The sequence below is a fragment of the Pseudomonas sp. D8002 genome (genome assembly GCF_013385695.1).
GTDB lineage: Bacteria > Pseudomonadota > Gammaproteobacteria > Pseudomonadales > Pseudomonadaceae > Aquipseudomonas.
Genome location: NZ_JACAPM010000013.1, coordinates 53338 through 65695, shown reverse-complemented (window position 1 = coordinate 65695; position 12358 = coordinate 53338). Strand labels below are relative to the sequence as shown.

8 protein-coding genes are annotated in these 12358 nt (G+C 63.1%); 2 read left to right on the top strand and 6 right to left on the bottom strand.

Annotated elements, in window-relative coordinates; genetic code table 11:
* Positions 1-14: 14 nt before the first annotated feature.
* A complete protein-coding gene (gene treS / locus HX807_RS07535) occupies positions 15-3362 on the top strand; it encodes a maltose alpha-D-glucosyltransferase (RefSeq protein ID WP_177049659.1) in 3348 nt (1115 codons plus the stop codon).
* On the top strand, positions 3359-5593 hold the full coding sequence (glgB, locus tag HX807_RS07530) for a 1,4-alpha-glucan branching protein GlgB (protein WP_008435158.1): 2235 nt from the start codon (positions 3359-3361) through the stop codon (positions 5591-5593). Before treS ends, glgB begins: the two co-directional genes overlap by 4 nt.
* 129 nt (positions 5594-5722) lie before the next feature.
* Here glgB and HX807_RS07525 read toward each other — a convergent pair whose 3' ends face one another.
* From HX807_RS07525 to HX807_RS07500, 6 genes are all read right to left on the bottom strand, one after another.
* Complete coding sequence (locus HX807_RS07525; RefSeq protein ID WP_177049657.1) at positions 5723-8308, bottom strand: autotransporter outer membrane beta-barrel domain-containing protein; 2586 nt, start codon at positions 8306-8308, stop codon at positions 5723-5725.
* 95 nt (positions 8309-8403) lie between these two features.
* Positions 8404-9165 carry a PIG-L deacetylase family protein gene (locus HX807_RS07520; RefSeq protein ID WP_003207524.1) on the bottom strand — a complete coding sequence of 254 codons (762 nt, stop codon included), beginning with the start codon at positions 9163-9165 and terminating at the stop codon, positions 8404-8406.
* A gap of 187 nt (positions 9166-9352) precedes the next feature.
* Positions 9353-10012, bottom strand: coding sequence for a glycosyltransferase family 2 protein (locus tag HX807_RS07515; RefSeq protein WP_177049655.1), 660 nt, complete (start codon positions 10010-10012; stop codon positions 9353-9355).
* Positions 10009-10608 carry an SAM-dependent methyltransferase gene (locus HX807_RS07510; protein WP_177049653.1) on the bottom strand — a complete coding sequence of 200 codons (600 nt, stop codon included), beginning with the start codon at positions 10606-10608 and terminating at the stop codon, positions 10009-10011. The genes HX807_RS07515 and HX807_RS07510 overlap by 4 nt, the downstream gene beginning before the upstream one ends.
* The gene (locus HX807_RS07505) at positions 10605-11363 is read right to left on the bottom strand and encodes a PIG-L deacetylase family protein (RefSeq protein ID WP_003207531.1); all 759 of its coding nucleotides are present in this window, start codon (positions 11361-11363) and stop codon (positions 10605-10607) included. Before HX807_RS07505 ends, HX807_RS07510 begins: the two co-directional genes overlap by 4 nt.
* Entirely contained in the window at positions 11360-12358 is a 999-nt protein-coding gene (locus HX807_RS07500) for an acyl-CoA dehydrogenase family protein (RefSeq protein WP_177049651.1), read from the bottom strand. The genes HX807_RS07505 and HX807_RS07500 overlap by 4 nt, the downstream gene beginning before the upstream one ends.

Here is a 12358-nt window from a genome sequence, read left to right as displayed (position 1 = left end):
CCCAGGAGTTTCCAATGGCGAAGAAACCCAAGGCTGCCACCTTTATCAAAGATCCGCTCTGGTACAAAGACGCGGTGATTTATCAGGTTCACGTCAAATCCTATTTCGACTCCAACAACGACGGCATCGGTGATTTTCCCGGGCTGATCGCCAAGCTCGACTACATCGCCGACCTTGGTGTGAACACCATTTGGCTATTACCGTTCTACCCCTCGCCACGCCGTGACGATGGCTACGACATCGCCGAATACCGCGGCGTGCACAGCGACTACGGGACCATGGCCGACGCCAAGCGCTTTATCGCCGAAGCCCATAAACGCGGGCTGCGGGTGATCACCGAGCTGGTGATCAACCACACCTCCGACCAGCACCCCTGGTTCCAGCGGGCCCGCAAGGCCAAGCCCGGCTCGGCGGCGCGGGATTTCTACGTATGGTCCGATGACGATCAGAAATACGACGGCACCCGGATCATTTTCCTCGACACCGAAAAGTCCAACTGGACCTGGGACCCGGTCGCCGGCCAATACTTCTGGCACCGCTTTTACTCCCACCAGCCGGACCTCAACTTCGACAACCCGCAGGTCATGAAAGCCGTCCTGTCGGTGATGCGCTACTGGCTCGACATGGGCATCGACGGCCTGCGCCTGGACGCGATTCCGTACCTGATCGAGCGCGACGGCACCAACAATGAAAACCTCCCCGAAACCCACGACGTGCTCAAGCAGATCCGCGCCGAGATCGACGCCAACTACCCCGACCGCATGCTCCTGGCCGAAGCCAACCAATGGCCGGAAGACACCCAGTTGTACTTCGGGGACAAAAAGGGCGACGACGGCGATGAGTGCCATATGGCGTTCCACTTCCCGCTGATGCCGCGCATGTACATGGCGCTGGCCCAGGAAGACCGTTTCCCGATCACCGACATCCTGCGCCAGACCCCGGAGATCCCGGCCAATTGCCAATGGGCAATCTTCCTGCGCAACCACGATGAACTGACCCTGGAAATGGTCACCGACAAAGAGCGCGACTACCTCTGGAACTATTACGCTGCCGACCGCCGTGCACGTATCAACCTGGGAATTCGCCGCCGCCTGGCGCCGCTGATGGAACGCGACCGCCGGCGCATCGAGCTGCTCAACAGCCTGCTGCTGTCGATGCCGGGCACGCCGACCCTGTACTACGGCGATGAGATCGGCATGGGCGACAACATCTACCTAGGTGACCGCGACGGCGTGCGTACGCCGATGCAATGGTCCATCGACCGCAACGGTGGCTTCTCCCGCGCCGACCCGGCCAGCTTGGTATTGCCGCCAATCATGGACCCGCAATACGGCTACCAGTCGGTCAACGTCGAAACCCAGACCCAGGACCCGCACTCGTTGCTGAACTGGACGCGGCGCATGCTCGCGGTGCGTAAACAGTCCAAGGCGTTCGGTCGCGGCAGCCTGAAAATGCTCTCGCCCAGCAACCGCCGCATCCTGGCGTATACCCGCGAATACGCAGGCGCCGATGGCAAGAATGAAATCATCCTGTGCGTGGCCAACGTGTCCCGCAGTGCCCAGGCCGCAGAACTGGACCTCTCGGCGTTTGCCGGCATGGTTCCGGTGGAGATGCTCGGTGGCAATGCCTTCCCACCGATTGGCCAGCTGAATTTCCTGCTGACCCTGGCGCCGTATGGCTTCTACTGGTTCGTGCTGGCGGCGGAAAACCAGATGCCAAGCTGGCACGTGGAACCGGCACAAAGCATCCCGGACTTCACCACCCTGGTGCTGAAGAAACGCATGGAAGAATTGCTCGAAGCACCGTGCCGCACCACCCTGGAACAGAATGCGTTGCCGGCGTGGCTGCCCAAGCGCCGCTGGTTTGCCAGCAAGGATACGGCAATCGACGGCGTGCACATCGCTTATGGCGTGCGCTTCGGCGACCCGCAGCATCCGGTGCTGCTCAGTGAAATCGAAGTCACCAGCGCCGGCCAGGTCAGCCGCTATCAGCTGCCGTTCGGCTTCCTTGGCGAAGACCAGTTCACCAGCGCCTTGCCGCAACAACTCGCGCTTGCGCGTGTACGGCGAGTGCGTCAGGTAGGTTTGGTGACCGATGCCTTCAGCCTCGACACTTATATCCGCGGCGTGATCCAAGGCCTGCAGGCCAAAACCGTCCTCGACTCCACCGATGGCGAGATTCGCTTCGAGCCCACGGCGCAGTTGGCCAAACTGGAATTGAACGACGAGTCGGAAGTGCGCTACCTCGCGGCGGAGCAGTCCAACAGTTCCGTGGTGGTGGGCGGCAGCCTGGTGCTCAAGCTGATCCGTAAAGTCAGCGCCGGGGTTCACCCCGAGCTGGAAATGGGCGCCTACCTGACCGAGGCCGGCTACGAGCATATCTCGCCGCTGCTGGGCTCGGTGATCCGCCACGACGCCGATGGCCAGGACAACCTGCTGATGATCGCCCAGGGTTACCTGAGCAACCAGGGCGACGCTTGGGGCTGGACCCAGAATAACCTGGAGCGAGCGATTCGCGACGAACTGGCCGAAGCCATGTCCGAGCAGGAACAGCACTACAACGCCCTTGGCGAGCTGGCGGATTTCGCCGGCTTGCTCGGCCAGCGCCTCGGTGAAATGCACCAGGTGCTGGCAGCACCTACCACCAACAAGGCCTTCAAGCCCGAGGTCACAACCCTCAAGGACAGCCAGGGCTGGGCCAGGCACGTAGGCGCACAAATCGACCACGCCTTGCAGTTGCTCAAACAGCATCAAACCAAGTTGAACCCTGCCGATCAGGCGTTGGTCAGTGCTTTACTGGAGCAGAAAAAGGCCATCGCCAGTCACGTTCAGGACCTGGCGAAAGCCACGGTGGGCGGGTTGCGCATTCGCGTGCACGGCGACCTGCACCTGGGCCAGGTACTGGTGGTCAAGGGCGATGCCTACCTCATCGACTTCGAGGGCGAACCGGCGCGGCCGTTGCCTGAGCGTCGCGGCAAACACAGCCCGTACAAGGATGTGAGCGGGGTGCTGCGCTCGTTTGATTACGCGGCGGCCATGGCGGTGAATGTGCAGGGCGTCGACCAGTCGCCCGAGGCCAATGCGTCCCGGCAACGTGTGGCGGATCGCTACTTGCATGAGGCCAGGCAGGCATTTATCCAGGCCTATCACGCTGCCACGACTACACTGGCCCATGACTGGCAGGATGCCAAAGGCCAGGACGCAGCGCTGGCGTTGTTCAGCCTGGAGAAGGCCGCGTACGAAGTGGCCTACGAAGCAGAGAATCGCCCGAGCTGGTTGCCGGTGCCGTTGCAAGGTTTGCACGGGCTGCTCAGCGGGTTGAAACCAATATCGAAAACTGCACGCGGTGGGGAAACGTCATGAGTTTTACAAGCAAAGAACCGCTGCAGGAAAAGTTGAGTGTGATGCCCAAACCTGCTGATATCGAAGCCCTGGTGCGGGCCGAGCACCATGATCCATTCTCGATCCTGGGTCCCCATGACGACGAGCAGGGCGGCCAGTTCATTCGCGCCTTCCTGCCGGAAGCACTGAGTGTCCAGGTCCTGGCCCGCGACAGCGGCGACCACATCGGCAGCCTCGATGCGACCCAGGTGCCGGGCTTGTTTGTCGGGCATTTCGGCAGCCGTCAGGCGTACTTGCTGAAGATCCAGTGGGCCGGTGGCGAACAGATCACCGAAGACCCTTACAGCTTCCAGCAACTGCTGCTGGGGGAGATGGACCTGTACCTGTTTGCCGAAGGCAATCACCGCGACCTGAGCAGTTGCCTCGGGGCACAAGTGACCAGCGTCGACGGGGTCCAGGGCGTGCGTTTTGCGGTATGGGCACCGAATGCCCGCCGGGTCTCGGTGGTAGGCGACTTCAATATCTGGGACGGGCGCCGTCATCCGATGCGCCTGCGCCATCCGTCCGGTGTGTGGGAGATTTTCATCCCGCGCCTGCAACCCGGCGCGGCCTACAAGTATGAAATCCTCGGTGCCCACGGGATTCTGCCGCTCAAGGCCGACCCCATGGCCCTGGCCACGCAGTTGCCGCCGGATACTGCGTCCAAGGTCGCTTCGCCGCTGCAGGTCGACTGGCAGGACCACGACTGGATGCAATCGCGCAGCGAGCGACAAAAGCCCAGCGCACCCTTGTCGATCTACGAGTTGCATGCCGGTTCCTGGCAGTGCGAGCTGGATGAAGTCGGCGAGGTGTCCCGCCAGTACAGTTGGCGCGAGCTGACCGAGCGGTTGATCCCTTATGTACAGCAGTTGGGCTTCACCCATATCGAACTGATGCCGATCATGGAGCACCCGTTCGGCGGCTCATGGGGTTATCAGGCGCTGTCGCAATTTGCCCCGACGGCACGTTTCGGCTCGCCGGAGGATTTCGCATTTTTCGTCAACGCCTGCCATCAGGCCGACATCGGCGTGATCCTGGATTGGGTGCCGGCGCATTTCCCCACCGATACCCACGGCCTGGCGCAATTCGACGGCACCGCGCTGTACGAATACGCCAACCCGCTGGAAGGCTTCCACCAGGATTGGGACACCCTGATCTACAACCTCGGCCGCACCGAAGTCCACGGCTTCATGCTGGCGTCGGCGTTGCACTGGCTCAAGCATTTCCATATCGATGGCCTGCGGGTGGATGCGGTGGCCTCGATGCTGTACCGCGACTATTCGCGCAAGGCCGGTGAATGGGTACCCAACCGCCACGGCGGGCGGGAAAACCTTGAGGCCATCGACTTCCTGCGCCACCTCAACGATGTCGTTGCCCTTGAGGCTCCCGGCGCGCTGGTGATCGCCGAGGAGTCCACCGCATGGCCGGGCGTAAGCCAGCCGACCCAACAGGGCGGCCTGGGCTTCAACTACAAGTGGAACATGGGCTGGATGCACGATTCGCTGCACTACATCCAGCAGGACCCGGTGTACCGTGCCCATCACCACAACGAGCTGAGTTTCGGCCTGGTGTATGCCTGGTCCGAGCGTTTTATCCTGCCGATTTCCCACGATGAAGTGGTGCACGGCAAACACTCGTTGATCGACAAGATGCCCGGCGACCGCTGGCAGAAATTTGCCAACCTGCGGGCGTACCTGAGCTTCATGTGGATGCACCCGGGCAAGAAGCTGCTGTTCATGGGCTGCGAGTTCGGCCAATGGCGCGAGTGGAACCACGATCAGCAACTGGACTGGTACCTGCTGCAATACCCCGAACACCGGGGCGTGCAGAAACTGGTGGGCGACCTCAACCGTCTGTACCGCGAAGAGCCGGCGCTGCATGACCAGGACGACGCACCACAGGGCTTCCAGTGGTTGATTGGGGATGACGCGATCAACAGCGTCTACGCCTGGTTGCGCTGGAGCAAGGATGGCAGGCCGGTGCTGGTGGTGGCCAACTTCACGCCGGTGCCGCGTGAGGCCTACAAGGTCGGCGTGCCGTTTGCCGGGCGCTGGAGCGAGGTGATCAACAGCGATGCCGACACCTATGCCGGTTCCAACTTCGGCAACGGTGGCGGGGCGTTTACGGAGGAGGAGCCCAGGCATGGGCAGCCGTTGTCGCTGTCGTTGAACCTGCCGCCATTGGGCGTGCTGATCCTGCGACCGGACGCCTGACTTCCAGACGATGAAGACCCCATGTGGGAGCGGGCTTGCTCGCGAATGCGCAGTACCAGTGCCAGATTTTTTGGCTGACACACTGCATTCGCGAGCAAGCCCGCTCCCACAGTGGGGATGTGTTGTGGCTTAGAAGTCGACCCTTATGCCAATCGTGCCTTTGCGCCCATTCAGCTGATTACCGTCCAGATTGCTGTTGTACCCCACCTCGCCATACACACTGACCGTGCTCGATACCTGCAGCGTTGCCCCGGTGCTGACGTCCAGCGTGGTGGACTTCTGTTCGGTGCTGATGTCCGTGCTGTCATTGAACCTGACAGTGTTATTCCCGGCGCTGGCGTGCCACACGTTGGTACGCACATAAGGCAGCAGGGGCATGCCGCTCACGCTGTAGCTGCCCTTGAGGCGGACACCGAGACGGGTAACGACGTTAGTGTCGGCGTGGAATGAGACATCCGAGATTCCGTCATTCTGGCTGTCCACATAGCTTCGATCGACAATCACCTGGGCCTGCGGCTCGACCTCCCACTGTTCAGACACCGCAAACGGCATTCCCACCTCCACAGACCCCAGCACGTTGTGGCCCTTGGTTGGGAGTTTGACGCCCCGGTCGGATTCACTGTGGCCATCGAACCGCGTGCCCATCAGCACGACATCGATATAGGCGCGGTTGGCGCCGATGAGCGTCCAATACGCGCCCAGGCTGTCACCGCGCAGGGTGGTGTTGCCGGCGTCCTTGCCCTGAAAACCGCCATTGAAACCCGCCACATTGCCGGTCAGGCGGCTGTGGCCGACAAAGAAGCCGAAGCGTTGGGTCAGGCCAGCGTCGTTGGTCCAGGCATACAGGTCAGTGCCAACCTGGAAACCGGACAGGGAGCTGTCCAGCGACGGGCTGACGGTGCCGGCGAATGATTGCCGCGTACTGCTGCCATACACCCGGCCCCAACCGGCCGCTAGTGCACCAGGTTGGCGTTGCAGGCTTTGGTCGCCCATGCGTTCGTGGTAGGTGCCCAGCATGCCCTGGACCATCTGCTGCACGGCGGGAAACAACACGGCATACACCGGGACTTCCGGGCGATAGATGGGTATGGGTTCTTCTCCCGGGAAAATCCCCGGGAGGTCCGGCGTGCCATCGGCGGGGACGGGGGGGAGAATGCCCACTGGGTCGTCAGGATCCTCAGGGTTGGGCAGCGGCGGCGCCACCACCGAGGACCGCAGGAACCAGTTTTGCCCGGTGCCCGGCGTTACGCCTCCTTTGAACAGGTAGTACTCATAGGCGCCTGCGGAAACGGATCCACCGCGCAGGGTAAACGCCAGGTCGCTGCTCGTGGCACCGTTAAGCGCTTCAACCACCTGGATGCCGTTCTGCAGCGTCATGGCGCCGGGGCCGGCAAGGTTGGTGACGGTGATGGTAGTGCCGCCTTGCAGCGTGCCCTGGCTGACTACCAGCTTGTCACTGGCCGAGCCGTCGGCGCCGAGTACCGATTGCAGCGCGAGTTCGCCACCATTGCCGGTGTAGTTGCCGTTGACGGTCAGGCTGTCGGTGGCGCTGGAACTGCCGGTGGTCATGTCGATCAGGCCGCCGTTGTTCAGGTTGGCTTGTTGCCCGGCCGCGAAGGGGCTGATGCTGCCCTGTGTTACCTGCAGGGCGGCACTGCCAAAAATATTCAGGGTACCGGTGGCTGTAGCGCTGTCACCGAGCTTGAAGTCGCCGCCCAGGGTCAGGCGCGAATTGTTGTCCAGGTTGACGGTTTCCCAGTTGACATAGCGGGTTGGCGTGGCGGATCGGGTGTTGTCGAAGGTCAGGGTGTCGTTACCCAAACCACCGTCCAGAAGTGGTGTGGAGGCCAGGGTGGTTTCGGTCAGGTTGAGCAGGAAACCCCTGTCAGCGCCATCACCCATGAGGATTTCCTTATGGATCAGACCGCCGCCTTCCCAAGTGAACTCATCGTTGCCAAAGCTGGCGAGGATCTGCCCACTTATTTCCCCTCCGCTGACGTTGATGATGTCGTCGCCGCCGCTGACGCTGATGTTGCCACCAACCGTTCCTCCGGAAACCAGGATGGTGTCGTTTCCGAAGCCAGTAACGAGGTTGCCGATGATCGCTCCACCCCGCAGGTCAAACAGGTTGTTGTCGAGCTTCATGTCGACCCGCCCGATGCTGCCACCGGTCATCAGCGCTACATCTCCATCTTCAAAAGCACCGACAATCCTGCCACTGCTCATGGTGAACTCGTCACGGCCGTCGCCCTGAGCCAGTGAGGCGACGGTGCCACCGCTCTGGAAGTACTGGTCTACCCCGTCACCCTGGGAGATTGCACCGGAGCTGCCGCCGCTGATTTGCGCAATATCACCGCCCGCGCCTTGCGTCACCGTGCCGGAGATATTGCCATTGAACAGCTGGAAAATATTTCTTCCGTCACCTTGATTGATCGCACCGTTGATCGCGCCGGAATCCATCGTGACCCGATCATCTCCCGCTCCATAAGTCACGTTGCCGACGATGATGCCGGTGCCGCCGACGGGGAACTCAAGGATGTTGCTTCCTTGTAAATCCGTCAGCGCGCCAGCACTGTCATCGCTGCACAGGGTGGTGTCGTTGCCTGCGGTTATGACCAGCGTACAGGCGGCGTGCGCGGGGAGGGGCCAATTGAGCAACAGCGTCGTCACGCTGCAGACGCTCAGATACGTCACTGATGAAAACCGCGTGCTCATGATTCGCCCTCCCTGCAAGCCGGTGTTCCAAGCTAGCCACACAGAGAGAGCGTTCGCTACTGTCAGAAGTTACAGGTATAGACGAGTGGGTGCGCCTACAAAAATACAATCTCATAGGGCTCGCGCATGCGCTCCAGCAGCACCTGCGCCAGGATCGGCGCCAGGCCGATTTCCGGGTCGCCTGCCAGTTGGCTGGCATAGGCGTGGGCGGCGTGCAGCTTGCGGGCGACGCTCCAGGTGTCGAGCCGCACCTTGCGCGCGCGCTGCCAGGGGATGGCGGCGGTTTCCCGAAGCGGCCAGTGCCACGCCCAGATCGGCAGTTCGTGCAAGCGCACGCCCTTGACTGCGCAGGCTTTGGCAGCGGCACGGCCGACGGCGTCGTGGTCGTCATTGCCGTCGTTGCGCCAGGTGGTGAACACCACGTCGCCGGGTTGCAGGTAGCGCGCAATGAACTGGCTCATTTGCTGTTCCCGCGCGGCCAGGGCGTTGTCGGCGAAACCGCCGCGTATCCATTTCAGGCTGTGCAGGGGCACGCCCAGGCGGCGCAGGGCTTCGACACTTTCCTGGGGCCGCACCACGCTCAAGCGTTTGGCCGGCCACACGGCAGACCCCGGATGGCTGGCGCTGCCGTCGGTGATGGAGATCAGTTGCAGGGAGTATTCAAGGGTGCTGAGCAATTGCAGCAGACCGCCGCAGGCGATCACTTCATCGCCGGGATGCGGGGCGATGATCACCACGCGGGCGCCCTTGGGCACCAGGGTTGCGGGGTTGATGGCAGGGATTTGCGCGAGTTGCGGGGCGCTGTTCCAGATTTGCGCGGGGCCCCGGCGGTTGTCACTTAACAGTGCAGGCTTCATGGGTGTCACGTCCTTGTTTATCGGTGGTGCAGGCCGTACCCCGTTGACGGGACGGCTCTTGTGGTACGCGAGCGTCAGGTACTGCACGCTCGCGGCGCGACGGCGTTCCAACCCTGGATTGCCGTGCAAGGAATAGTGATGATAGTTATGAATCGCCGCTTTAACACCGCCGGGTGTCGCAATTTTTTCAGGAGGCCTGCATCAGGCTCTTCAGGTAATCACCGAAGCCGCCCTGGGCGCGACAATCCAGGCGGGCACTGGTAATCACCTGGGGCGAGTGGCTCCAGGCAATGGAAGCCCCGCAGCGCTCCAACTGGCGCACCAGCTCCACGTCTTCATGGCAGGGCAGGGGCTCGAAACCGCCGGCCCGCACGTAGGCGCCGGCACTGACGCCCAGGTTGGCGCCGTGGATATGCCGATGCCCGTCCCGGGCGGTGTAGGCCTGGTGATAACGGATCTGCGCCGCCGGGTCGAAGCCCTCGCTCCAGGCGTCCACCGTCACCGTGCCGCACACCGCATCCACGCCCAGGGCCAGTTGCGCCACCAGCCAATCGGGAGCGACGCGGCTGTCGGCGTCGGTGCAGGAAATCCAGCGCGCGCCGTTATTAAGCAGGTGCCGCGCACCCACGCCGCGCACGTGGCCCACGTTTCGCGCCTGCACTTCCAGGCTGTGCACCTGGTATTCGCGGGCGATCTTGGCGCTGCGGTCGCTGCAGCTGTCGAGCACTGTCAGAATCTGCACCTCTTCACCCAGCAGGCCCGGATGACTGGCGGCGACCATCGCAGCTTTCAGGCATTCGGGCAGCAGTTTTTCTTCGTTATGCACGGGTATCAGGATGCCGATCATCGCAGTCCCTCCAGGGTCGCAACCGTGGTGCCGTCGCGGCTCCACAAATCCAGTAGAAAATCGCTTTCGTGATGCTGCGCCAGATGTGGCATGCCCAGGCGCTGGCCGAGGCGCGCATGCACCTGTTCGGCGGTCTGCGGGCAGCCTTCGATGATCGGGCGCCAGTGGCAGGCGAGGATTTGTCCATCAGGCGTCAGGGAGGCGAGCGCGCGATCGATCAGCCCATCGAAATCCTTCGGGTTCAGGTAGTAGCAAAGCTCGCTGAGCACGATCAGCTCGAAGGTATCGCTGGGCCATTGCTGCGGCAGGCGGCTCTGCTGCACGGTGGCATGGCTGAAACCCCGCAGCCGCGCCTGTGCCAGGCTGACCGCCGCTTGTGCCGTGTCACAGCAGAGCAGGCGGTCACAGCGCGGGGCCAGCTCGAAGCTCAGTTCGCCATTGGCGCAGCCGGGTTCAAAGATCGAGGCATAGCGCGGCCGGGTCAGCAGCGCCAGGGTCAGGGCCCGCTTGCGCTGTTCATACCAGCGTTGCCGAAAGGCCCAAGGATCGTCGTTGCCGGCAAACAGCTCGTCGAAATAGGGCGTGGCGACACTCATACGAACACCACTTCAAAAGGTTGCAGCAGGCGCTCCAGCACATAGGGCGCGAGCACCGGCGGCAGGCCGATCTGCGGGTCGCCTTCCAACTGGCTGGCGAAGGCATGGATGGCGTGCCGTTTACGGGCCACGGCTTCAGGTGTCAGGGGGATTTTACGAGCGCGATCCCAGGGCACCTGGCTGTCTTCCGGGGTTGCCCAATGCCAGGTCCACACGGGCAGCTCGAGCAAGGTGGCGCCCACCGCCCGGGTCGCCTTGGCACTGGCACGGCCCACGGCCTCGTGGTCGCAATGGCCGTCTTCGCGCCAGGTGGTGAAGACCACGTCGCCGGGCTTGAGGTAACGCTCGATGAAGCGGCTCAGGTCTTCTTCACCTGCGGCGACCTGGCTGTCGCTGAACCCGGCCCGCAACCATTTCAGGCTGTGCAACGGCAATCCCAGCCGGTGCAGGGCCTGCGCCGACTCTTGCGGCCGCACCACGCTCAGGCGTTCCACCGGCCAGCGGCGCGAGCCGGGATGACTGGCGCTGCCGTCGGTGACGGAGATCAGCAGGATAGGGCGATCCAGCGCGGCAAGGCCTTGCAACAGGCCGCCGCAGCCCAGGACTTCGTCATCCGGATGTGGCGCGATGATCACGGCGCGGCTGCCTTCAGGCACCAGTTCGGCAATGTCTACGCAAGGCAGCTCGGCCAGTCGCGACGAGCTTTGCCACACATGCAAGGGCGTGCCCTGGCCGACGATTGGATTGATCTTCATAGTTCCCATCTCCCTGGGCGCTCATCGGCGACTTGTTGACCAAGGGCGGCCAGGTCGCGCTCGGCGTGACTTTGCCGCAGGTACACCGGCAAGTCGGCCATCAACTGGGCAAAATGCGGGTCCTTGCAATACGGCCCGGCGCCCAGTGCGCGGCCGACATGGTGAATCACCTGGTCGACGGTTTCTTCGATACAGGCCCGTGCCTGTTGTGCCAGCAGCCGGGCATCTGCCTTGGGCTGCCGGTCGATATGGGTGGCGCTGTCGCGCAGCACACAGGCCGCGCTGTGCAAGGCACTGTCGACGCTGCCAAGGTGCGCCAGGGCGTGGGGCTCCGGGCGTTTTGCGCACTGCTCGCGCAAGGCCTCCGCCAGGCGTTGTGCCGCGCCGTACCAGCAGGCGGCGATGCCGATGCCGCCTTGCCAGAAGCCCGGGCGCGCCAAATAGTCCCCAGGCTTGCCGATGGCCAGGCCAACGGTGTCCTGGAAAAGCACTTCAACACTGCCCGTAGCGGCCATGCCCACGGCCGCCCAGCCCTCATCGGTGACGGTTACGCCGGGCTGGTGCATTTGCACTGCAACCAGTTGCTGGCGATCCTCTTCATCCCACGCCGTGAGCAACCCGTGGCTGACCACCGCCGCGCCCGAACACCAGGCCTTGCGGCCCTCCAGCCGCACACGTTGGCCGTCACGCCGGATCCGCACCTTGGCGGTGGGCGGCTCGGCCGCCCACATGCCCCACGTGCTGCCAACCGGCGGCAAGGGGCTGTCGAGTTCAGCGATGATCGCCAGGGCGTCCGTGTGGCCCTCGAACAACTTGCACAACCGCAGGTCATGGCCGGCGACTTGCGCCAGCCGGCTGAAGCGTTCCAACGTTTGCCCGCTGCCCGGCAAGGGCAACTGGTCCAGGCCTTCCTCCACCAAAGCCCTTAGCGTAGCGCCAAGGGCCTGGGTGTCCGGGTATTCCCGGTAGCCGCGAAGAAACTCATGCAAGGCCAT